Annotated in this window: 12 protein-coding genes and 1 pseudogene; 5 read left to right on the top strand and 8 right to left on the bottom strand. The window is 68.1% G+C overall.

Annotation, left to right across the window (positions count from 1 at the left end; translation table 11 throughout):
- Window positions 1-10: 10 nt before the first annotated feature.
- On the bottom strand, window positions 11-826 hold the full coding sequence (locus CFB52_RS33230; RefSeq protein ID WP_060010504.1) for a response regulator: 816 nt from the start codon (window positions 824-826) through the stop codon (window positions 11-13).
- A gap of 1124 nt (window positions 827-1950) precedes the next feature.
- On the opposite strand from CFB52_RS33230, the gene CFB52_RS33220 reads away from it, so the two are divergent.
- Together CFB52_RS33220 and CFB52_RS33215 are read left to right on the top strand one after the other, a co-directional pair.
- Window positions 1951-5544: a YadA family autotransporter adhesin gene (locus CFB52_RS33220; protein ID WP_099318533.1), complete on the top strand. Its 3594-nt coding sequence runs from the start codon at window positions 1951-1953 to the stop codon at window positions 5542-5544.
- 347 nt (window positions 5545-5891) lie between these two features.
- The gene (locus CFB52_RS33215; RefSeq protein WP_179231829.1) at window positions 5892-6299 is read left to right on the top strand and encodes a VOC family protein; all 408 of its coding nucleotides are present in this window, start codon (window positions 5892-5894) and stop codon (window positions 6297-6299) included.
- A 120-nt stretch (window positions 6300-6419) separates the two neighbouring features.
- On the opposite strand, the gene CFB52_RS33210 is transcribed toward CFB52_RS33215, so the two are convergent.
- The 3 genes from CFB52_RS33210 to CFB52_RS33200 form a co-directional block, all read right to left on the bottom strand.
- Complete coding sequence (locus CFB52_RS33210) at window positions 6420-15023, bottom strand: RHS repeat domain-containing protein (protein WP_099318532.1); 8604 nt, start codon at window positions 15021-15023, stop codon at window positions 6420-6422.
- A gap of 126 nt (window positions 15024-15149) precedes the next feature.
- Window positions 15150-15473, bottom strand: coding sequence for a hypothetical protein (locus CFB52_RS33205; protein WP_059577704.1), 324 nt, complete (start codon window positions 15471-15473; stop codon window positions 15150-15152).
- Window positions 15474-15599: 126 nt separating this feature from the next.
- A complete protein-coding gene (locus tag CFB52_RS33200) occupies window positions 15600-15836 on the bottom strand; it encodes a hypothetical protein (RefSeq protein WP_060310291.1) in 237 nt (78 codons plus the stop codon).
- Window positions 15837-15985: 149 nt separating this feature from the next.
- On the opposite strand from CFB52_RS33200, the gene CFB52_RS34485 reads away from it, so the two are divergent.
- Window positions 15986-16312: a hypothetical protein gene (locus CFB52_RS34485; protein WP_144029786.1), complete on the top strand. Its 327-nt coding sequence runs from the start codon at window positions 15986-15988 to the stop codon at window positions 16310-16312.
- A gap of 166 nt (window positions 16313-16478) precedes the next feature.
- On the opposite strand, the gene CFB52_RS33195 is transcribed toward CFB52_RS34485, so the two are convergent.
- Window positions 16479-16865: a MerR family transcriptional regulator gene (locus CFB52_RS33195; RefSeq protein ID WP_059577708.1), complete on the bottom strand. Its 387-nt coding sequence runs from the start codon at window positions 16863-16865 to the stop codon at window positions 16479-16481.
- Window positions 16866-16951: 86 nt separating this feature from the next.
- Here CFB52_RS33195 and CFB52_RS33190 point away from each other — a divergent pair, with 86 nt between their 5' ends.
- Window positions 16952-17860 (top strand): alpha/beta fold hydrolase, encoded by a 909-nt coding sequence (locus tag CFB52_RS33190; RefSeq protein ID WP_099318531.1) that lies wholly within the window; start codon window positions 16952-16954, stop codon window positions 17858-17860.
- Window positions 17861-17887: 27 nt separating this feature from the next.
- Here the strand turns inward: CFB52_RS33190 and CFB52_RS33185 are convergent.
- Window positions 17888-18695, bottom strand: a pseudogene (locus CFB52_RS33185) (ABC transporter ATP-binding protein).
- A 227-nt stretch (window positions 18696-18922) separates the two neighbouring features.
- On the opposite strand from CFB52_RS33185, the gene CFB52_RS33180 reads away from it, so the two are divergent.
- Window positions 18923-20350, top strand: coding sequence for an MFS transporter (locus tag CFB52_RS33180; protein WP_099318530.1), 1428 nt, complete (start codon window positions 18923-18925; stop codon window positions 20348-20350).
- Between the two features lie 137 nt (window positions 20351-20487).
- Here CFB52_RS33180 and CFB52_RS33175 read toward each other — a convergent pair whose 3' ends face one another.
- Window positions 20488-21888, bottom strand: a complete 1401-nt coding sequence (locus CFB52_RS33175) for an LLM class flavin-dependent oxidoreductase (RefSeq protein WP_099318529.1) — start codon at window positions 21886-21888, stop codon at window positions 20488-20490.
- Window positions 21885-23144, bottom strand: a complete 1260-nt coding sequence (locus tag CFB52_RS33170; protein ID WP_099318528.1) for an acyl-CoA dehydrogenase family protein — start codon at window positions 23142-23144, stop codon at window positions 21885-21887. The genes CFB52_RS33175 and CFB52_RS33170 overlap by 4 nt, the downstream gene beginning before the upstream one ends.
- Window positions 23145-23390: the final 246 nt, after the last annotated feature.

The raw sequence follows: 23390 nt of genomic DNA, 5'->3' as shown, positions 1-23390 counted from the left end.
CGCATCGGGCCTACGCGCGGCGTTGCGGCTGCCGGGTAGCGGCGCGCGCGCCCGTATCGCGCTGGCGCCGCCATTCCGTTGGCGTGATGCCGAACCGTTCGCGGAACGCGGTCGCGAAATTGGCCGGCGTGGAAAAGCCGATTTCCTTCGCGATGCTGGCGATGCTGAGCGTGGTCGAATCCAGCAGATCCTGCGCGATGCGCAGCCGTTCGTAGCGCAGATATTCGAACACCGTCTGGCCGAGATTGTCGCGAAACGCGCGCGACAGGCGCTTCTCGTGCGTGCCGACCGCGCGCGCCAGTTCCTCCACCGTCGGCGGATCGTTCAGCCGGCGCGACAGGTGGCGAATGGCCGCGCGCACGATGATGTCGTCGTCCTTGCCGCCGGCGAACGGGTTTTCCGCCGGTTCCGGGTCGGCCGGCCGTTCGCGTCGCGTCCGCGAGAGCTGCACGCGAATCCGCGCGATCACCTCCGCTGGCTCGAACGGCTTCACCACGTAGTCGACGCCGCCGATCTCGAGCCCCTCGAGCCGCTCGTGCAATGCGCCGGCCACGGTCAGGAAGATGACGGGGATCGCGCACGTCAGCGGATCGGCGGCCAGCAGGCGGCACGCGGTGAAGCCGTCCATGCGCGGCATGCGCACGTCCATCAGGATCAGGTCGGGCATCAGCGCCTGCGCGCGCTGGCACGCCTGCGCGCCATCGAATGCGATGCTGATCCGGCATCCCGTGCTGCGCAGGATGTCGGTCAGCAACCGGAGCTGGTCGGGTTGATCGTCGACGATCAGGATATGCGCGTCGCTCAATGCGGAGATCGATGAAGGCATCGTGCACCTGTGGTGAAAAGGCGGTTGGCTGCGTTTCCGCGGGTGGCCTGCCCGGTGCGGAGGAAACGTCGGAGCCCGCTCTGTGGCGATGCATCCGTCGCATCGCACGCTCGCATCGATTCCGGCACGGGCGGACCCGCGCGGCACGAACCGCTCGACGTATCGCGCGGCGTTCGTTGTCTGGATCGCCGAGCCGGTCGGGACGCGAGGGATTGCCGTGCTCGCGTCGAGAATGGCCGCGGCTGCCGGAATCGGTGCGAGCGGAATTGTAGGAGCATATTTCGAATCCGGCCAGCCATGGCGGCGCCATTCTCGCAATTCCTCCTTTTCGATTATCGAAAATGGCGGTTTCCGACAGGAAACATGAAGCGTCGATGCGCGTCGCACCTTGTGGTTTACGCGTATTTTTCATCGTGAATGCACACCTGCGGCCGGCTTGCCGATTGTCGCTTTCAGAAAAAACATCATTTGAATCCGCTTGGGCAAAGTATTTATCCGCTCGATAAAAGATCTGGATTAATTGCATCGTCGCGAAATCGTTTGCGGAATGAGCGTATTTAGTCTAACTCATTGAATATTTTGAATTTTACAATCTATAAAGAATGCCGCCTTTAATAATTCAGGCACGTGTCTCATAACTCGTCCGAACTTTGAATGGCGCGTGGGGCAGGGCAGCGCAAGCGGTGACGGACGTTGCCCAACCCGGGGCCGGCGCATCCATTGATGCCGGACCAGGCAAGTGCTCGCCGCACGGCAATGAAACTCCGGTTTCCGGAGATGAAATAAAAGAAGCGGGGTAGGTCGCGGTCAGCGCGGCAAAAAAATCGGAGATGTCACGACGGCGGATTGAATCTCGGGATTCAGTCGGGGAAAAGCTCGTCCACAAGAATCAATATGTATTCCTGATGAAGTTGTCGAATTAACGGAACGGAACGTCGATCCGGCGTCATGCCCGGGTCCCTCGAACGCCCTGCCGAAACGGGTGCTCGATACGCATCGTGTCGACATGGCCGGCCCGGCGGCGGAATGCGTTTCAGAACTGAAGTCGCAATCGAAGTCGAAGCTGTCAATAAAAGTAAGTAGTCCGTATTCAAACCAGACGCTACACAACGGAGCAGAAGACCATGAAGAGGAAGCAGATTTCGGCGCTCGCCGCCGCGATGTTCACCGGCGCGGGTGTGCTGATCGCCGGCGCCGCCCACGCGGACAATTTCGTCGACCGCGGCAACCCGGACAACGCGCTGAACGGCCAGTGCATCGACGGCACCAACCCGCTGTGCGTGGCGACGAAGAACGGCAGCTACGTGGCCGTCAGCACCACCAACGTGACGCAAGGCACCAACGCGAAGGCCGGCGCCAGCGGCATCGCGATCGGCGACCAGTCGAACGCGGGCAGCAAGGGCAGCAGCGGCAGCGGCGGCGCGATCGCGATCGGGGTCGGCTCGCAGGCGCTGGCGAACTCGGCCACCGCGATCGGCACGGTGGCGGTGGCACAAGGCAATACGTCGCTGGCGGTCGGCCGCCAGTCGGCGGCGGTCGGCGATTTCTCGATGGCGCTCGGCAACGTCGCCGATGCGCACGGCACGAGCTCGATCGCGCTGGGCCACTCGGCGCTCGCGAGCGGCGACCGCTCGGTCGCGATCGGCGGTGCGAATCCGACGTCGAGCGACGGCGTATCGGCCGGCGCATCGTACGACGCGGCCACGCAGACGCGCGCCGGCGGCACGCAGTCGGTGGCGATCGGCGCCGGCGCGCAGACGAACGACAACAACCAGGTGGCGATCGGCTCGGGCAGCATCGGCGCGAACAACGGCGGCACGCCGGTGTTCGGCGGCACGGCCGCGCCGGTCGGCGGCGCGGTCTCGTTCGGCGCGCTCGGCAGCGAACGCCAGCTCAAGAACGTCGCGGCGGGCGCGGCCGATACCGACGCCGTCAACGTCCAGCAACTGAAGAACGTGAACAGTACGCTGAGCACGGGCATCGGCAACGTCGACGCACGCGTGACGTCGGTCGGCAATGCGTTGTCGACCACGATCTCCAACGTCGACCAGCGCGTGACCAGCGTCGGCAACAGCTTGAGCACGAGCATCGTCACGGCGACGCAGAACGTCGTCAAATACACCGACGACTCGCATGCGGCGATCGCGCTCGACGGCGCCACCGGCACGACGATCGGCGGCGTGGCTGCCGGTGTCGCCGATACCGATGCGGTCAACGTCGGGCAGTTGAAGGGCGGCATCGCGCCGCTGCAGACGTCCCTTTCGACCGCGGCGTCGAACATCACGAACCTGCAGAACAGCGTGACCGGCATCAACGGATCGCTGAGCACGGCGGCCTCGAACATCGCCGGCCTGCAGGCGGCCGATACGCGCAACGTGAAGTACGACGGCGCGAGCGGCTTCGACTCGGTGACGTTCGCCGGCCCCGACGGCACCACGCTGCGCAACGTCGCGGACGGCAAGGACGCGCATGATGCGGTGAACGTCGGCCAGTTGAACGGCGGCCTCGCGTCGCTGAGCACGAGCGTGACGAACAACCTGAGCACGACGCTCGGCAACCTGAGCACGTCGATCGCGAGCCAGATCGGCAACGCGACGAAGAACGCGGTGCAGTACGACGACGATGCGCACGGCGGTGTCACGCTCGGCGGCACGGGTGCAACGGCGCCGGTCGGCTTGCACAACGTCGCGGACGGCGTGGCCGCGAACGATGCGGTGAACGTGGGCCAGCTCGGCAAGGCGACCGACGCGCTGAACCAGTCGATCACGGCGGTCGGCAACCAGGTGACGACGAATACCGGCAACATCGCGGCGCTCCAGCAGGACGCGCTGCAGTGGAACCCGGCCCTCGGCGCGTACGATGCGAGCCACGGCGGCCACGGCCCGCAATTGATCAGCAACGTCGCGGCCGGCAAGAGCGGCACCGATGCCGTCAACGTCGATCAGCTGACCGCGGCGATTCACGACGGGACGAGCCAGCTCGACGCGCTCGCGGTGAAGTACGACGATGCGAGCAAGCAGCAGGTGTCGCTCGGCGCGGGCAACGGCGGCAGCCCGGTGCGCGTGACCAACGTCGCGCAAGGCAACGTGGCGGCCGGCAGCACCGATGCGGTGAACGGCGCGCAACTGCGTCGCACGACCGACGGCGTGGCGGCCGCGCTCGGCGGCGGCGCGACGGCGAACGCGGACGGTTCGATCGGCGCACCGGACTACAGGATCGGCGGCAACGCGTTCAACAACGTCGGCGACGCGCTGACGAACCTCGACGGCCGTGTCGGCAGCAACACGACGACGCTCGCGAATCACGAAACGCGCCTCGGCAATGCCGAAACGAACATCGCGGGCAACACGGCCGCGATCGCCGGGCTGCAACAGGATGCACTGCAATTCGACCCGACGCTCGGCGCGTTCAACGCCGCGCGCGGCGGTGCGCCGACGAAGCTGACGAACGTGGCCGACGGCAACCTCGCAGCAGGCAGCACGGACGCGGTCAACGGCGGCCAGTTGTCGGGCGTGAAGACCGCGCTCGAACAGCAGATCACGAACGTGTCGAACCAGGCCGGCGAAGCGGTGAAGAACGTCGTCAAGTACGACGTCGATCCGGGCGGCAACCGGCTGAATTCGGTGTCGCTCGTCGGCGGCGACACCACGTCGGCGGTCGTGCTGAAGAACGTCGCGGCGGGCACCAGCGATACCGACGCGGTGAACGTGAAGCAGTTGAAGGACGTGCAGTCGAACCTGAACCAGCTCGGCGCGCTCGCGGTGCAGTACGACGACAGCTCGAAGAGCACGATCACGCTCGGCGGCGCGGGCGGCACGCGCATCACGAACGTGCAGGCCGGCACGCTCGGCGCGACCAGCACCGACGCGGTGAACGGCTCGCAGCTCTACGCGACCAACCAGCAGGTGGCGAAGAACACCACCGACATCTCGAACCTGCAAGGAAGCGTGACCAACATCGCGAACGGCAAGGCCGGCCTCGTGCAGCAGCAGGATCCGAACGGCGCGATCACGGTCGGCAAGGACGCGGGCGGCACGAGCGTGAACTTCTCGGGCACGGCGGGCGACCGCGTGCTGACCGGTGTCGCGGCGGGCGTGAACGACAACGACGCGGTCAACGTAGGCCAGTTCAACAACGCGCTGAAGAACGTGGCGGCCAACGACCGAATCCGCGCGGTCGCGACCGATGCGAATACCACGTGGATCGCACGTGCCGACGCGGGCGCGATCGGCTCGACGGCGACGGCAACCGGCAAGAACGCGGTGGCGGTCGGCCAGGGTTCGGTCGCCGATCGCGACAACTCGTTCTCGGTCGGCGCGAAGGGCAGCGAGCGCCAGATCACGAACGTCGCGGCCGGCACGGCGCCGACCGATGCGGTGAACGTGCAGCAACTGAACGACAATCTCGCGACGGCGTCGACGCAGGCGAAGGGGTATACCGACCAGCGCATCGGGCAGGTGTACAACGCGTTCAACGACCTGAAGAAGGACATGTACGGCGGCGTCGCATCGGCGATGGCGGTGGCCGGCTTGCCGCAGCCGACCGGCGCGGGGCGCTCGATGGTGTCGGCGGCGACGTCGAACTATCACGGCCAGCAGGGCTTCGCGGCCGGCTACTCGTACGTGACGGAGAGCAACCGCTGGGTCGTCAAGGCATCGGTGACGGGCAACACGCGGTCGGACTTCGGCGCGGTGGTCGGCGCGGGTTATCAGTTCTGATGCAGCTTGCATCGCGTTGAGCGATGCGCGGTGCTGGGCAACGCATGCGACGCCCGGCATCCGCTGTCGATCCGCGGCCCGGGATTCGTTCGCGAATCCCGGGCCGTCGTCGTTCGTCGTCGCCGGCCGATCGCGCATTTCGCACCGACGATGCCGTCGCGAATGCGAGCAGCGCCTTCCGCCGTGCTCGTCGCCATCCCGTAACGCCCGGCCCCGCAAGGGTTTGCACGCGCCCGCGGCGGAACGTCCAATGCGAGTTGTGGAATGCGAGCTTGCGCTCGTATTCTGAAGTCCTCGGGCGGCACGGCATGGGGCCTGCGCCCATCACCGCATCGGAGCACGCGACAATGACCGACACCACACAGACGATGAAGCTCAACCACCTGAGCTTTCCCTCCGCCGACACGCTGGCGACGGCCCGATTCTTCGAGCGATACCTCGGCTTCACGATCGCGGGAAGCTGGGACAAATCCTGGATCCTCAAGCGCCCGGGCTTCGACGTCGTGATCGATCACGTCGGCGACGGCGTGCCCGCGTGGCCGACCAATTTCCACGTCGGCTTCGAGCTGCCGAGCCTCGATGCCGTGCAAGCGCTGTTCGCGCGCTTCAAGGAAGAGGGCGTCGCGATGGAGACCGACGTCTTCAACAACGGGCGCGGCTCGCGCTTTTTTTGCCGCGCGCCGGGCGGCGTGATGTTCGAACTGAACACGCGCGCGGATGCGGCGCCGGAATATCAGGGCACCTTCGACGACTGACGCGACGCGGTTGCGGCCGCGCATGGGCGTGACCACGGGCAGAAGGTGAAGCCGCGCGGTATGCCCGATGCGCGACGGCCGCCACGCGGCCGTCGTCGCTCGTCGCGACGTGTCGCGCCGTCAGCGCGGCTGAAAGCGGATCCATGGCGTCGAGTTGTTGGTCGGATAGACCACCCACCAGTGCGCGTACACGTCGACCCGCAGCTCGTTGGCCAGCGCCTGCGCGAAACCGAAGCGGCCTGCCATCCCCGCGAAGCAGGTGACGAGCTTGATCGGCCTGCCCGACGCCGCGGGAAAGTTCGTATCGGCCGCGCCGTAGCCCTGCGCGCGCAGGAACCGCGCCAGCGTGGACGCGGAGATCGGCCGGTTGATCTGCACGCCGTTGTTGCCCGTCCACTCGACCATCGCGCTGCGCGAGATGCCATGCGTCGCCACGACGTCGACGTCGAGGTTGCCGATCCGGGTGAGATTCTGCGCGAACTGCTGTCGCTGCAGATCGGTGGTGAACGCATCCCACCTGCGTTTCACGCTGGTCGTGACCGGATCGTTCGGCATCAGGATCCGCACCTTCCCCACCAGGCCGCTCTGGCCGGGCTCGCTCGGCAGGCCGGGCGTGTTCGGCGGCGGATAGTTCGGGATTTCGCCGGCGTTCTCCAGCGGCGTCGGGTTGACGCCGAGCGATTCCTTGCCGGTGAAGAACGTGAGGTGCGCGCCCGCCGCCATCAGCCCGGCGCCACCGCCCGCCACCGCGCCGATCGCGATGTTCAGCGCGGTCGCGCGGCTGAAGAACGGCTGCCCGGTCATGCCTGCCGTCACGCCGGCCCCGGCCGCCCCGCCGGCCACGCCGCCCGCGATGCCGGAGACGAGCGACACCGACAGCGTGGTGGCCACCTTGCCCGCGCTCAAGCCGAGCGCCGCGCGCGCGGTCAGGGCGCCGGCGCCGCCGCCGGCCAGCGCACCGGCCGCGCCCGCCGCCGCGCCGGCCAGCGCGTCGATGCCGAACTGCTTCCAGCTGATCTGGTCGCCGGTGGCCATGCTCATGAGGTCGCCGGCCATCGACCCGACCGCGCCGGCCACCACGCCCACCAGGATCGCCGCGCCGATGCCGGTGCCGAGCAGCACCACGCCGGCCACGCCCACCACCAGCGTGACCAGCGCGCCGACGATGATGCCCCACACGTTCATGCCGCTCGGATCGGTGAAGACGAGCGGGTTGTTGCCGACATAGACGTACGGCGACGGCGTTTCCAGCATCGGATCGACGCTGAGGTAACGGCCGTATCCGGGGTGGTAGAAGCGCGCGTTGCAGTCATAGAAACCGGAATCCGCGTCGTAGTTGTGGCCGGTAAACAGCCGCGGCCACGCAAGCGGCGCGGCCACGAGCACGGTGGGCTGGCCGTATACGTCGTACTGCCACGCGCCGACGGTCTCGCCGCTCGCGTCGAGCAGCACGCGCACGCTGCCGAGATGGTCGAGCAGCCCGAAGTAGAAGCGCCCGTCGTGCCATGCCACCTGGACGTCGAGCGCGGCGATGAAGCGGGTCGGCTCGCTCGCGCCGTTTGCCGTATCGATCACGACTTCGCCGTCGGGCATCGACATCTGGAAGCGCTGCGTGGTCGCGCCGCCGCTCGTGCGGGTCAGCGCCGCGCGATTGCCGTCCGCGTCGCGCAGGATCGACAGCGACACGCCCGGATTGGCGTAGCTGACGGGGCGCCCGGTGCCGGCGTCATAGCCGATCTGCCAGCGCGCCGCACCGGCGCCGTCGCTCGCGCCGATGATCCCGCCCGCATGGTCGTAAGCGAACGTGGTGGTGTCTTGCGCGGCCGTGTAGCCGGTCAGTCGGTTGGTGCCGGCCGCATACGTGTAACCGGCCGAATCGGCGCCGCGCGTGTGCCGCTCGAAGTTGCCGTTCAGGTCGATGTCCCAGCGTTGCGCGTCGGCGCCGGCGCCGAACGCGGTCAACTGGCCGAGCGAATCCATGGTGGTGCAGGCCGGCCCGAGCGACCCGCCGGGCACGTCCGCCGTGACGGTCTGACTCGCGACTTCGCCATTGTAGTAGCCGCCGCCCTGACAGGCGCCGGTGTCGTAGCCGAGCGTTTCCCTGAGCACCGCCCCCGCATCGCTGAGGGTGGGCCAGCCGGGCGGCGTGTACGCGAAGCGCCGGGACAACATCGCCGAACCGTTGCCGTCGGGCAGCAGCCGGGTGAGCGCCGGCTTGCCGTTCGGCTCGTACTCGTGCGCGATCAGCACGGTCGTCGTGCCGCCGGTGTCGGCCGCGACCTCGAGCACGCGGCCGAGCGCATCGTAACGGCGCAGGCTGACGAGCCCCGTGGCCGAATCCGTGCTCGACAGCAGGTTGCCGCCGGCCGACCACGTATTCGCGATGACGCAGTCGCCCGCGGGCATCCCGGCGAATTGCCGGCGCCGCGCGAGCACGCGCCCGGCCCGGTCGTACGCGACCGTCTCGGTCAAGGCGGCCAGCCCGGCGTTGCCCTGGTTGACTTCGACCTTCCAGAGCCGGCCGACGAGATGGTCGTCCTGCGTCGCATCCGAGCCGTCGCCGTCGTAGTGGCGGCGCACGCTCCAGGTGGGCGGCGACGGCGGCCAGTCGGGGTCGTCGGCATGCTGCTGAAGCTGCGTGCGATCCCACGCGACGGCGAAGGTGCCTTCCTCGATCACGCGGCTCAGCGTGTCGTATTTGCGATAGGCGACGTAGCCGCCGTTCAACGCATTGCCGTCGGCGAGGAAGCGCATCAGCCCGGCGCTGCTGTAGACGATCTGCGTGGTGCCGCTGTCGGGGTCGGTCGAGCTGAGCCGATGCCCGGCGAAATCGTATTCGGCGGTGCTGCTGCCGGCCGGCACGGTTTTCGTGCCGGCGCCACCCGCCGCGTACGACGCGGGCGGCACCGACGCGACGGTGCGGCCCTGCGCGTCGTGGATCTGGCTCATGCGCCAGTCGAGGCTGTCGTCGGTCGTCGAGTTCTGCACCACGCGGCCGATCAGGTGCTCGGCCGTGTCCGACCAGGTTTGCGTGAGCGCGCCGTTGGGATCGACGTCCACCGTCAGGTGATACTCGCCGAGCGGCAACGGGTACGCGAAGCGCCCCGCATCGGTATTGACGCCGTAGCCGCGCGTCGCGTAATGCGTGTTGCCGGGCCGAATCGCATAGTCGTAGCCGGGCTGGCCGAACGCCACCGGCCGGCCGAGCGGCGCGTTTTCGTACGCGGTGCGCGAGAACGGATAGCCGCCGGCATCGGGGTGCCAGGCGGCCAGCGCGCCCTCGAGCGGCGCGCCTTCCCAGAGGCTGCCGCCGGCGCCGCCGTTGGTCACCAGGCCGTCCTGGTAGACGAACAGCGCCTGGGCGCCGGACACCGTGACGCGGCTCGTGAGCGCCTGGATCGCGCTGTTGCCGCGCTCGTCGTACACGCCGGTGTCGAGCACGGCGCTATCGGCCGATTCGAGCTTGAGCGTCTGCAGGCTGCGCGCGAGGCCGTCCCGGTACTCGACGCTCAGGGCGACGTCCTCGGCCACGGCCAGCGCCGAGAAACTGCCGGGCGCCGTCATGCCGAGCTGCAGGCCGAACGGGGCGGCGACCGCGGCGTTCGCATATTCGAACACCTTGCGCCCGTCGGCGAAGAACAGCACGCGGCCCGTCACGGCCACCAGCAGCCATTCCCGTGCGGCCGGCGCGCCGCTGTCGGATTGCAGCAGCACCGCGTTCGCGCCGTCGAGCCGCCACAGACGCCAGCCCTGCGCCTGGCTGAAGCCGACGAACCACGTGCCGGTGCCGAGCACCGCGTCGCCGAGCGTGGCGCGATCGACCAGCACGCGCGCGGCGATGCTCGTCGCCGCGAAGCCGGTGCGTTCGAGCCGCGCGCCGAGCGGCCCGCCGGCCTCGCCGTGATAGCTGAGCAGGCCGCCGCCCGCGGTCCAGTCGGCCGCATTGCCCGACGCGGCCGTGTAGAACGCCAGCGCGCCGTTGCAGAAGCCGTCGTACACGCCGGTCCCCTGGCCGGTGACGTTGATCGCCGCGTTCGGCGTGGCGTGCGGAAACGGGGCGGCCGGGCCGATCGTCGTGTCCTGCGCGGCGAACCAGGTCATGCTGATCAGGCTCGGGTTGTCCCAGGGGCCGACCGTCACGGAAGGCTCGGCGAACGGGTTGTAAAGCGTGCGCGAGCGCACGCCGTTCGGCGCGGTGGTGCCGAGCGTGCGCAGCCGTGCGCCGTCGTAGGCGATCGACTGGAACTGGCAGTCGAGCGGCGTGAAGAACACGTCGTCGAGCCGCAGCCACGCCGCGCCGCCCGCCGGCAGTTCCGCCTGAATGCCGAGCGTGACGGCGGCGTTCGCGCCGAGGCCCAGCGACGACGGATCGACGGTCCATTGCTGCGGTTGCCACTGGCCGGCGGTGGGCGCGAGGCGCCGGCTCACCTGCGCGCCGCCCGGCGCGGTGAGCGTCAGCGTCACGGCGAAGTCGCGCGCGGTCGCGCCGGGCGGGCTCTTGAACCAGAGGCCGAACAACTGCCGCGCGCGGCCGTCGGTCAACGTCACGGCGCGGGTGAGCGTCGCCGACGCGGTGATCTGCAGGCACGCGGTGCCGCTGGCCGCGTCGTCGCGATAGACGGCCGCGCCGGCCGGCAGGCTCCAGGTCGGCCGCTGGTAGTCCTCGAAACTGTCGTACGCATTACCGCTGGCCGAATTGACGAAGCCCGCGATCCGAAAACGCCCCGCGTCGTCGAACAGCGAAGCCATCGGCCGGCCGGTGACGTCGTGCGACAGCAGCACGTTGCCTTCGCCGTCGCGGGTGTCGATACGCTCTTCCAGCAGCCAGCCCGCGCCGGGCTGACCGCCGTTCCACGCGGCGAACGGCGGCGCATCCGCGTCGACCGCGACCCAGCTGTCGGCTTCCGCCAGATAGGTGGTGCCGTCGTCGCGGGCCCAACTGCGGAAGGTCTGCGCCTTCGCGGCCTGCAACAGCCAGCCGCCGTCCGCCTGCACCCGCGTCGACGCACTGGCCACCGGCGCGAGAATGTGCGCGCTCCACATCGCCGGGTAGACCTCGAAACCGAACAGCGACGTGCGCTGCGTGACGTTGAGCTCGCCCCGGCTGTCGTAGTAGGCGGTCTGCACCGTGGCCGGATAGCCCGAGGCCGCGTTGTACGCATAGGTCATGGTGCGCTCGACGCCCTGCAGGCTCTCGATCGACGTCGCGATCTGCGGCACGGCGTCGTAGAGATTGCGCAGCGCGGTGCCGTTCGCGTCGCTCGCCACTTGGTCGGTGTAGGTCCAGTCGCTGGTGGTGGACGACAGCAGCGTGCCGTCGCGGTCGTACACCGAGGTCGACAACAGCAGGCCGGCGGCGAGCGAATACGCGTCGTCGACGGGCGCGGCCGTACCGCATGCGCCGGCGCGGACGCGGCAATCGTCCGGCAACTGCAGCGTGCGCGCGGGCAGGCCGTTGTAGAAATGGCTCGTGGTCCAGCCGTAGCGCTGCGCCTGCGGCGTCTCGCACGCCTGGTATTCGGACACCGTCGAGAATTGCACGATGCTGCCCGACGGATCGGTGTTGGCCGACACGTCCGCGTACGCATAGCAGCGCAGCATCGTGTCGTAGCCGCTGTCCATCGCCAGCGCGGTCACGACGAAGGCCGCGAGCGGCGCATGCAGCGAGTGATTCGCATAGCGGTGCAGCGTGACGTGGGTCGATGCGTCGATCTCGTTGCCCGACGGGAAGGTCACGAAGCCCGACGGAATCGCCGGCAGCTTGCCCGAGATGGCCGTCTCGTACTGCAGCGTGCTGTTGAGCAGGCGGAACATCTGCTGCCCGGGGAACCGCTCGACCACCGGCTCGCCCTGCGCGTCCCGCAGCAGCCCGCCGTTGCTGAAGAAGCGCACCTGCGTGTCGAGCGGCGCGCCGTCGGCGTCGAGCGTCATGAACGCGAGGAAATCCGGCGCCTGGTTGATGACGGTCGTGCTGTCGAAGCGATCGACGGTGATTTCGCCCAGCCGGAATCCCGCGATCGGGTTCCACGCGGGCCAGACCGAACGGCCGTAGAGGTCGCGATTCTGCGACAGGAATTCGCCGGCCAGCGTCGGGAAGCCCTGCGTCTCGCGATCCGCGGGCGCCGGATCCTCGTCCTGCAGCACCTGGGTGACCCAGGGCGTGTCGGCATCGGGATCGAAACTGTCGAGCGCGGAGTAGAGCGCCGACGTCGTGTTCTCCGTCTTCAGCACGCCGAGCGGGTCCCACGCGTACCAGTAGAACTGGCGGTTCGCGTCGCTGCCGGGCGGGTACTGGATGCCCGCGAAGTGGTAGGACCAGCTCACGCCGTCGAACACCAGCACGTTCGGGCCCGAGCCGACCAGGCTGTTGCCGGCGATCACGGGGCCGAGCGTCTGCATGAACGCGGGCGACAGGTTCGTGAAGCCCGGGCCGTCGAATACGTCGGGCAGCGGGCGCAATGCGAGGTTGCCGTAGTCGTCGTCCCACGCGGGCACCGCCAGGCGGTAGTCGAAGGCCTTCACCACGCCGCCCGACGACGCATAGCGGTCGATCCACGCGGCTGCCGCGAAGCCCTGGCCCATCGACAGCTGGAAATACGACGTGGCGCCGACGGCCGGAATCGTGATCGCGTCGGTGTCCAGCGTGCTGCCGAGCCGCCACGCGAGCGTCGCCGCATCGCGGACCATCAGGCTGAACCGGCCGTGCGCCGTGTCCTCGTCATAGCAGAACACCAGATAGTGATTCGTGGCCGCCGCCACGTACGATTGCGTATTGATGCTGCCGGACGGGCAGCACGTGCCGCTCGCGAGCGCGGGCGCGACGTCCCAGCCGCGCGTCTGCCAGTTCAGCGCGTAGCGGTCGACGCGGCGATCGTCGTTGTCGATCACGACGAAGAAGTCGGCGCCGTTGGCGATACGCAACTGGCTGCTGGCGTAGCGGTACGGCGTGGGCGCGCCGGGCTCGCCCGCGAAACGCCAGTCCGCGTTCGCGACCGGCCGGCGCGACGCGAGATAGAGCGTCGATTGCGTGTCGTCGAGGCTCGCCAGCACGAGCACGAAGCTGTCGGCGCTGGTCGTGGCCACCGTCCGGTCGAGATCGAGCGCGCCGTCGAAGCGCTGCCAGTCCGTCCAGGCCGGAATCCAGCGGCCCAGCCACGTGTAGACGTTCACCAGCAGCGCGTTCTCGCTGGCCTCGTACCACGCGACGACCACGTAGTCGGCGCCGTACCAGATGCGCGGCGCGCCCGGCCGGCTCGCGCCGAACGGATTGTCGATGGTGAGATTGCGCGAGCCCGGATCGACGTTCTCGTCCGCGCCCACGTCGATCTCGGCGTACGTGTAGCGCAGCACGCCGCCGGTGGGCAGCGTCATCGACGTCATCGCGCCCGGGTTCGGCGCGCCGCCGGCATCGAAGTTGTAGTCGAACGCGATGCCGGGGCGGGCCGCGCCGCCGCTGAAGGTGTCCGTCACGCTTTTCAGATAGCGTTTGTAGCAGGCGCCGGTGGCGAGCGGATTGGCGGCGTCGCGCGGCGCGAGAAGGGTCAGGTCGTACCAGTCGAAATCGAGGCGGGTCTGCTGCGCGCCCGAGCCGTCGATCACGTCGACGTGGTCGAGATAGCGCGTCTCGTAACGGTCCTGCCACGCGTTCGGCTGGCCGCCCGGCACCTGGGTCGGGTCGCCGTGCGCGGCCAGGTATTCCTTCGGCGCGTCGAGCGAGCGGGTGTCGTAGGTCATCGGCTGCCACGCGAACCGGCACGACCAGCCGAGATCGTTTTCCATGCTCGCGATCTGGCATTCGCGCGTGTAGGTCAACGTGCCGTCGCCGACCGCCTGCTCGATCGTGCTGTACGAAAATTCGATCCAGTGCCCGAGCGTGTTGCGCAACTGCGCGAGATTCCACGCCACCGCATAGCGCTGCTGGTTTTCCGCGCGGCGGCTCGGGCCGACCCAGTTGCCCCAGCGGATGCCCCACTGGATCAGGCTGCGCGCGGCGGCGGCCGCATCCGAGCCGCCGTAGGTGGCGACCGTGCCGTCCGGGCGGACGACTTCCCAACTGTCCCAGGCCGGGTAGTGCGTGATCTGCCAGAACTGGTAGGGCGCCGTTTCATAGGACTGGCCGTCGGTGGTCACGGCGATCGTGCCGTCCGCTTGCCGGCGCAGCAGATGCGAGCGGCGGAGCGGCGCATCGTCGAGGCGCCACTCGCCGGGGCGGCCGGTGGGCGACACACGCGCGTCTCCCGACGGGCGCCAGCCGTGTCGCTCCAGCGCGGACGCGAGTGCCGCCGGCACCCGGTCGCTCGCGAACGGCGCCGCGCTCGCGGCGTCGTCGAACGCGTCGGCGGCCAGCGTGCCGCGGCCCCACGCCGTGGGGATCGGCACGAGCTGCATCGCCTGGCCCTGGCTCATCAGGTAGTACTGCACGTCGAGCGGGCTGCCCGTGCCCTGCGTTTCCGCGACGATGCGCTCGAGCGGCATGCTCCAGCCCACGCCGAGCGCGCCGCTCGGGTTCGTGAGGTTCCATTGCGAGACCTGGTCGGCGACGTTGCTCTGGTACAGCAGGGTCAGGTCGAACGCCAGCCCGCCACGCGCCGGCAGCGTCAGCAGCTTGAGCGGGAAGGCGAGATTGCCGCGGAACAGGTTCACGGCGGAACCGAAGCTGCCGGCGTCGAACTGGAGCACGCCCAGGGCGGGAATGTCGGCCTGCTGGCTGGCGCTGGTGGACATGGCGACTCCTCGAGAAAATGGTCCCCGGCCCGAACGCCGGGCGGAGGACCACGAAAGGCCCGACCGCAAACCGGGCAATGGAAACGACGCCGCCGCTCACCGCGGCGGCGCGGCGGCGAACGCCGCTTATTGCGCCCAGGCAATCACCGACGCGATCAGCGAGCAACTGCTCGGATTGAGCTCGTTGCTGCTGTTGTCGATCAACTGGAGCGAGCCCGTGATGGTCACCGTCGGCGAATTGTTCTGCGTCTGCACCTGCACGCTCGCGCCTACCGTGCGCAGGTGGTGGTCGGTGTTGCCGAACGAGACCGAGTAGCTGGCCACCGACGCGCCGGCCGCAATCACGTTGGTCGGGAAACTGTAGGTGGCCTGGGCCGTGATGACGCCCGAATCGGACGGCTTGGCGTCGCTCAGGGGAATCGAGATGTTCTGCACGTAGACGGACGGCATGAAAGACTCCTGTCGATCGGTAAGGTGGGGAAGACACGCTGCGCGCCGGATGACGCGCACGGGCCGTGCGACTGCCGATTGCCAACTGCCGCGGCGCGGCGGCCCGTCCCGCGCGCGGAACGCGGTTCAGGGCAGGGTGACGCCGTGAGAATCGTTCTCGCCGGTCACGCCCGACTGCGATTCGCTGTTGCGGGTCCAGAAGATGTACAGGTACTTGCGCTCGCCCGGGGCCGGATCGCCCCATTGGTTGCTGGCCGTGAATACGCGCTGGCCGTTCTTGTAGGCCGCCGCTACCTGGCTCGTGACATCGATGGTCGCGTTGTACACCCCGTAACCGGCACTTTCGATCGTCGTGGTACTCATTTTTATTCCTTCATCAATATATGAAATATCGAAGCGACAGATTTAAGAAAATCCCGAATTGATAATGCATCGCCGGTGAAATTCGGGATCCACCGGATTTTTAAAATGGATATTCCGCGAACATGCCGTCTCGCATTGAAACCCGACGCATGCGCGATGCGATTCGGGTGGACGACGCGCGTCGCGGCACCGCCCCGGTTCTATCGGAAAACCGGCGGCAGGCCTGCGGGGTCGGATGGCTGAATGGCGGGAATCAACCGCCAGGCGGCGGTTTGGTGGTAGCGGACATGGATGTGGCCCCCGGTCGGATCAAGCCTGTTTTACTTCTCGGTCTTGCATTTCGCCGACGCGTATTGCTGCGCGCCGCTGCAAATGCAGCTCTCAGTCCTGTTTTTCGTCGTGCGGTTTTTCGTATTGCATCGATTGCAATGGCAGTAAATACCACGCGATTCGGCATGTCAAGGATGCGTTTATGAAAAGCGTTTGTAATCTGCGGTAATTGAATATGCCCGTTTTTTCGGTGGCTCGGCGGGCGTGGTGTGCGCGCCGTCGCCGGTCGCGCATTCTCGAACGATGCCGATGTGAAGCGGGTGCCCCGAAGGGCGACGCGGGGGCTGATTCGTGCCGGTGAACGCTGGCGCCTCAATCGAGCGGCGGCACCGCGCCATCCTGCAAGGTCTTGATGAGCCGCGCACGCCGCTTTTCCAGATCGGCGATCTGACGGTCGATCGCTTCGAGGCGTTCGCGCTGAACCTCGGAGATCTGATCGCACGAACGCGCGCCCTCGATCAGCAGCATGCAGTCCGGAAAGCCGCGAATGTCGTCGAGGGTGAAACCGGTCGCGATCATGCGCTGGATCTGTCTGACCTGCGTCACCGCGTTGTCGGGGAACATGCGGTAGCCGTTGGCCGCGCGCACCGACGCGAGCAGGCCGTGCTCGTCGTAGTGCCGGATCGAGCGCACGCTCGCGCCGGTGAGCTGCGCGAGTTTGCCGATGGTCAGCAGGGGCTGCGGAGGCGGGTTTTTCATGCACGGCAGGTTAGCACGATTCGCTTGACTCTCACATCAGTGTGAGGGTTGAGACTGTGCGTCCGTTCATGCCTGGAGGAAAAATCGTGACTACCCGAGTGCTGATCCGCTGGCTGCTGGCCGTGGTCTGGTGGGCGACGCCGTTCGCGTTGGCGTACGACGCGGCGGCCGCGCCGCTCAGCTATACCGTGACGTCGACGGACGGCGTGAAGCTGGCCGTTCAGGAAAGCGGCGACCCCGACGGCGTGCCGGTCATCCTGATTCACGGCCTGCTCGGCAGCCGCCTGAACTGGGACGCGCAGGTCGCGAGCCCCGAGCTGCGCGGATTCCGGATCATCACGTACGATCTGCGCGGCCACGGGCTGTCGGACAAGCCGTCCGGCGCGCGGCCGTATCGCGACGGAACCCGCTGGGGCGACGATCTCGCCGCGGTGATCGACGGCGCGCATGCGCGCAAGCCCGTCGTGGTCGGCTGGTCGCTCGGCGGCGTGGTGATCTCGAACTACCTCGCCAGATACGGCGACGGCGCGATCGCGGGGGCCGTGTACGTCGACGGCGTGGTCGAGCTCGCGCCGGGCCAGATCGTCGATCACCCGGACGTGTACCGCGACATGAATGCGCCGGACCTGAAAACGCATCTCGACGGCGAGCGCACGTTCGTCGGTCTGTGCTTCAACCGCCGGCCGGATGCCGCCACGTTCGAGCGGTTGCTCGCCAATGCCGCGATGGCGTCGTGGGACATGCAAAAGGCCATCCCGACGATGTCGGTATTCGCCGCGGCGGGGCTCGGCCACGCGCGCGTGCCGCTGCTCTTCATCTACGGCGGCCGCGATGCACTGGTCGATACGCCCACGACGCTGGCTCGCGCGGCCGAGCTGAATCCGCGCATCGCCAGCAAGGTGTATGCGGAGTCGGGGCACGCACCGTTCATCGAGGAAGCCGAGCGGTTCAATCGCGATCTGGCCGCGTTCGTGCGGTCGGTGTCCACGCGATGACGTCGTGTGCGGTGCGGGCCGGCGATGTCAGTCCGGCGTGGCCGGGATCCCCGCCGTGTCGCCGGCCGCGCGATCGTGAAAGCGCTGGAACGCATCGAGCAGCCGCGCGCGCAGCGCGGCCAGCGACGGATCGCGCCGATCGCGCGGCCGCGCGACGTCGACGTGGAGTTCGTCGTCGACGCGGCCCGGGTTCGGCGCGAGCATCAGCACGCGATCGCCGAGATACAGCGCCTCGTCGAGATCGTGCGTGACGACGATCGCGGCCATCCGGTGCCGCTGGACGACATCGAGCAGCAGCGTCTGCAGACGCATCCGCGTGATCGCGTCGACCGCGCTGAACGGCTCGGCGAGCAGCAGCAGATCCGGCTCGCCGAACAGCCCGCGCGATAGCGGCGCGCTGCGCCATTCCGCCCGACAACGTGGCCGGCAGTTGCCGTGCGACGCCGGCCAGACCGACTTCGTCGAGCAAGCGCGCGACGCTCGGGTCGCATCCGCCCCGCGCGCCGGCCGCGAAGCCGACGTTGTCGGCGATCGACAGCCACGGCAGCCGCCGCGGCTCCTGGAAGATCACGCCGACGCGCGCGGACGGCCCGGCGAGCGCGCTGCCGTCGAGCGTCACGCTGCCGCGGAAGTTCGCGTCGAGGCCGGCGACGATCCGCAGCAGCGTGCTCTTGCCGCAGCCGCTCGGGCCGACCACGCAGACGATCTCGCGTGGCGCGACCTGCAACGCGATGTCGGCGAGGACCGTGCGATCGCCATACAGCTTGCGGGCGATCCGCAGGTCGAGCAGCGGCGCGGCGAGGCCGGCCGCCGGGCGGCCGGAAGGAGATAGCACGGCCCGCGCAACTTTATGACGCACGCCGATTAATTTATCGGTTTATATCGCTTGGGATTGCCGGGCCTGGAGAACAGAATTTCCGGTGCCGGCAAGCGACGCATGCGACGACGGCCGGAACGCATTCGTTCGACGGCCCGGGCCGCGATGCCCCTGTCGCGGCGGCCGGCATCCTGCAAACTTCGCCGCTCATTCGCCGGCCATCCGGCGACACACTAAGGAATCCGATGAGTTCGATCGACCTGAGCCCCGTTACGCCGGTTTCTTCCCCCATCCGCTCGGCCAGCGACGTCGCGCGCCTGATCAACACGGTCGACAGTTCGGTCAGCCATGCACGGATGATCGTGCTGCTGGCGCTCGGCGGCGTGTTTCTCGACGCGTACGACCTGACGACGCTGTCCTACGGCATCGACGACGTGACGCGCGAATTCGGGCTGACGCCCGCGCTGACCGGGCTCGTCGGGTCGGCGATCATGATCGGCACGATCTTCGGCAGCCTGATCGGCGGCTGGCTGACCGACCGGATCGGCCGCTACCAGGTGTTCATGGCCGACATGCTGTTCTTCGTGGTCGCGGCGATCGCGGCCGGGCTCGCGCCGAACGTCTGGGTGCTGATCGCCGCCCGCTTCGTGATGGGGCTCGGCGTCGGCATCGACCTGCCGGTCGCGATGGCGTTTCTCGCGGAATTCTCGAAGTTCAACGGCCGCGGCAACAAGGCGTCGCGGCTCGCCGCGTGGTGCCCGATGTGGTACGTCGCGTCGTCGGTGTGCTTCCTGCTGATCTTCGGCCTGTACTTCCTGCTGCCGGCCGAGCATGCGGGATGGCTGTGGCGTGCGTCGCTGATCTTCGGCGCGGTGCCGGCGCTCGTCATCATCCTGTTCCGCAACCGCTTCATGAACGAATCCCCGCTGTGGGCCGCGAATCAGGGCGATCTGGCCAACGCCGCGCGCATCCTGCGCCAGTCGTACGGCATTCACGCGCACGAAGCGCAGGACGTGCGACGCGAGCCGGGCCCGCAGCCGGTGCGGATTCGCGTGCTGTTCCAGCGCCCGTATCTCGGGCGCACGATCGTCGCCAGCGTGATGAACCTGTGCATCCCGTTCGAATACACGGCGATCGCGTTCTTCCTGCCGTCGATCCTGTCGCAATTTCTCGGCGCGGGCGTGTTCGAGACGATCGCGGCATCGCTCGCATTGAACGTGCTGTTCGCGTTCACCGGCGGCTTGCTGGGCATGCGTCTCGCATATCGGTATGCGTCGCGTCATGTCGCGATCGCGGGGTTCGCGCTGCAAACGGTCGCGCTCGTCGCCCTTGCGCTCGCAGGCCATCCGCACGGGGCGATCGCGGTCGGTGTCGTGTTGCTGATGCTCGGTACGTGGTTGTTCGCCGAAGGCTTCGGGCCCGGCGCGCAGATGATGATCTATCCGACGCTGTCGTATCCGGCCGCGATCCGCGGCACCGGTGTCGGCTTCGGGCGGTCGCTGTGCGGCATCGGCCAGGCGCTCGCGCTGTTCGTGCTGCCGATCCTGCAAGCCCGCCTCGGCACCGACATGTTCTGGGTCGTCGCGATCAGCGCGGTCACGCCGATCGTGTTCCTGCTGATCGTGAGGTATGAACCGACGGCGCACGACGTCGACGACGAAAGCGCGGCGTAAGCGCTGAGGGGGCGCTCGCCGTTGCCCCGGAAAATACGCACGGCTTCGTCGGACTGCACGAAGCCGTTTGTGCTGAAGCTGAAGCCGGTCGCCGCGCGAATGCGGACAGCCCGGCTTCGACGTTGTTGGACGTGCAGTTAAGCGCTGACCGCTTCGCGCTCGGCCGCGCGCTTGACCTGTTCGATATCGCGAAACTGGGCGGCCGGATGCTCGTCAGGCAACCGCGCCGAACCGCCGAACAATTTTTCGCGCAGCGTGCCCGGCGCATACGCGCTCGGATACACGCCGCGGCGCTGCAACTCCGGCACGAGATAGCGCACGACGTCCTCGAAGGTTTCATGCGCGACCGCATACGCGAGATTGAAGCCGTCCACGTCGGTCGCGGCCACCCATTCCTGCAGGATGTCCGCGACGGTCGCCGCCGACCCGACGAACACCGGGCCCATCCCGCCGATGCCGCCCCAGGCCGCCAGCGCCTCGATCGTCCACGCGGTGTCGCCGCCCGACAGGTGCTCGACCGCCGACACGATCGCGTTCGTGTCGACGCGCCGGACGGGATCGGTCGGCGCGTACTGGCCGAAGTCGATGCCGGTCCAGCCCGACATGAACACCAGCGAGCCGTCGTACGACACGTAGCGGCGATATTCGTCGAACTTGGCTTGCGCCTTCTCGTCGGTCTCGTCGACGATCACCGTGACGAGGTTGTAGATCAGCACCTTCGCCGGGTCGCGCCCGGCGGCCGCGGCCTGCGCGCGCACGTCGGCCACGTAGCGCGCGAGCTGGTCGCGGGTCGGCGCGGCGACGAACACGCATTCGGCGTGCCGCGCGGCGAACGCCTTGCCGGGGCCCGACGCGCCGGCCTGGAACAGCACCGGCGTGCGTTGCGGCGACGGCTCGCACAGGTGATAGCCGGGCACGTCGAAGAAGCGGCCCTTGTGGCCGATCTCGTGCACCTTCTCCGGATGCGTGAACACGCGGCCGTCGCGGTCGCGCACCACCGCGCCGTCTTCCCAACTGCCTTCGAACAGCTTGTACAGCACCTCGACGTATTCGGCCGCGACCGCATAGCGGTCGTCGTGCGTGCGCAGCCCGTGATCGCCGACGTTCTTCGCGCCGCTCTCCAGATACGACGTGACGATGTTCCACGCGAGCCGGCCCTTCGTGTGATGGTCCGCGGTCGACAGCCGGCGCGCGAACGTGTACGGGTGCTCGAACGTCGTCGACGCGGTGATGCCGATGCCGAGATGCTCGGTCGCCATCGCGATCGGCGCGGCCAGTTGCAGCGGATCGTTGACCGGGATCTGCGCGGCCTGGTGCAGCGCGTGATAGTTGCTGCCCTTGTACACGTCGTAGTAGCCGATCACGTCCGCGATGAAGATCGCATCGAAGATCCCGCGTTCGAGCACGCGCGCGAGGTCGGTCCAGTAGTCGAGATCCTTGTACTGCCACGAGCGGTCGCGCGGATGCGCCCACAGGCCGGGCGACTGGTGACCGACGCAGTTCATCTCGAACGCGTTGAAGCGGATGGTCTTGCTCATCGCGCGGCTCCGGTTTCCGCACCGGCGCCCGCGCCGTTACCCACGCGCCACACGAACGGCGGCGTGCGGCCGTTGATGATCCAGTCGCCGACGATGCGCGCCTTGTACACGAGCGGATTGTGCGACGACACCGTGCGTGCGTTGCGCCAGTGGCGATCGAGCGCGGTCGTGCTGCGGGTCGCGGATGCGCCGAGCGCGTCGAACAGGCGCGTCGCCGCGCGCAGCACGAGTTCGGACACGACGAGCTGGCTCTGCGCGGATTCGATTTCGGCCGCGACGTTCGCGGCCTGCTCGGCCGCTTCATCGCCGCCGAAGCGCGCTTCATAGGCTTGCTGAAGCGGCTGCGCGGCGCGCAGCGCGAGCGCGTCGGCCGCGTACGCCCATGACGCGATCTCGCCGATCACCTGCTGCAGCTGTGCATCGTCGCCGGCCCGCTGCGCATTGCCGTGGCTGTACACGCGCGTGCGGTTGCGCACGAGTTCGCCCGCATCGCGCACGATCGCGTGGCCGATCCCGGCCAGCGTCGCGACGTGGAACAACTGATAGAACGCGGTCTGGTACTTGAAGCGGCGCGCGAAATCGATCACGTTGTCCGCATCGACCGCCGCATTCTCGAAACGCGTCGTGCCGCTGCCGGTGGTGGTCTGACCGAAGCCGTCCCAGTCGTCGTCGCAGATCACGCCGGGCTGCGCGGTCGCGACGGCGACGATCACGTCGCTGCCGTCGTGCGCGCGCTGCGCGAACACGTCGATCCAGTCGGCGAACAGGCTGCCGGTGCTGTAGAACTTCCGGCCGTTCAGCACGAGCCGGCCATTGTGCTCCGACACCTTCGTGACGGTCTGGCCGAGCGGCACGTCGCCGGCTTCCGACCACGCATTGCCGACGAGCGCGCCGCTCGCGAAGCGGTCGAACCAGGTCGTGCGCCGCGGCCCGGCCGGCGCATTGAGCCAGTCCTCGACGAACGCGAAGTGCCCGCGCAATGCCTGCGGCAAATTGGAATCGGCGGCGGCGAGCTCGGTCAGCAGCCGGAACAACTGCGGCAGCGATGCGCCGGCGCCGCCGGCGCTCACAGGCAAACGTATCGCGCCGAAGCCGGCCGATTTGAGCCAGCCGATCGCCTCGTGCGGCAATTCGCGGCGGCGATCGCGCTCGGCGGTGCCGGCGGCAATGCGCTCGAAGATCGGCCGGAACCGGCTCGCGAGTGCATCGTAATCGGTACCGGTGGAAAGGTCGGGAACTGCGTGCGATGAAGTCATGCGGATTTCCTCGAAGAGCGTGGCCGTTTGCGCCGGGAGCCCAGTATAGGAAGCGCGACGCGGGCGTTCCAATAACGGATTCTCGGATCGTTATCGTCGCTGCGTATTACCGTCGCCGCGCGGCGCGTATCGGCGTTCCTGCATCGATTGCGACGTCAGAACGCACAATCGCCTTCGCCATTCGCGCATCGTTTGTGATCCAAAGGAATATCGTTTCGAGAATCGCTCGGTTTTCCCGCCCGCGCG

It is taken from the genome of Burkholderia sp. AU18528 (assembly GCF_002223215.2).
In the GTDB taxonomy this organism is placed as follows: Bacteria; Pseudomonadota; Gammaproteobacteria; order Burkholderiales; family Burkholderiaceae; genus Burkholderia; species Burkholderia semiarida.
This window is presented reverse-complemented; position numbering and strand designations above follow the sequence as displayed.

What these genes read in the sequence shown, in the direction of transcription:
- CFB52_RS33230 (WP_060010504.1), bottom strand. Translation starts at nt 826, where the DNA reads ATGCCTTCATCGATCTCCGCATTGAGCGACGCGCATATCCTGATCGTC.
- CFB52_RS33220 (WP_099318533.1), top strand. Translation starts at nt 1,951, where the DNA reads ATGAAGAGGAAGCAGATTTCGGCGCTCGCCGCCGCGATGTTCACCGGC.
- CFB52_RS33215 (WP_179231829.1), top strand. Translation starts at nt 5,892, where the DNA reads ATGACCGACACCACACAGACGATGAAGCTCAACCACCTGAGCTTTCCC.
- CFB52_RS33210 (WP_099318532.1), bottom strand. Translation starts at nt 15,023, where the DNA reads ATGTCCACCAGCGCCAGCCAGCAGGCCGACATTCCCGCCCTGGGCGTG.
- CFB52_RS33205 (WP_059577704.1), bottom strand. Translation starts at nt 15,473, where the DNA reads ATGCCGTCCGTCTACGTGCAGAACATCTCGATTCCCCTGAGCGACGCC.
- CFB52_RS33200 (WP_060310291.1), bottom strand. Translation starts at nt 15,836, where the DNA reads ATGAGTACCACGACGATCGAAAGTGCCGGTTACGGGGTGTACAACGCG.
- CFB52_RS34485 (WP_144029786.1), top strand. Translation starts at nt 15,986, where the DNA reads ATGCGCGATGCGATTCGGGTGGACGACGCGCGTCGCGGCACCGCCCCG.
- CFB52_RS33195 (WP_059577708.1), bottom strand. Translation starts at nt 16,865, where the DNA reads ATGAAAAACCCGCCTCCGCAGCCCCTGCTGACCATCGGCAAACTCGCG.
- CFB52_RS33180 (WP_099318530.1), top strand. Translation starts at nt 18,923, where the DNA reads ATGAGTTCGATCGACCTGAGCCCCGTTACGCCGGTTTCTTCCCCCATC.
- CFB52_RS33175 (WP_099318529.1), bottom strand. Translation starts at nt 21,888, where the DNA reads ATGAGCAAGACCATCCGCTTCAACGCGTTCGAGATGAACTGCGTCGGT.
- CFB52_RS33170 (WP_099318528.1), bottom strand. Translation starts at nt 23,144, where the DNA reads ATGACTTCATCGCACGCAGTTCCCGACCTTTCCACCGGTACCGATTAC.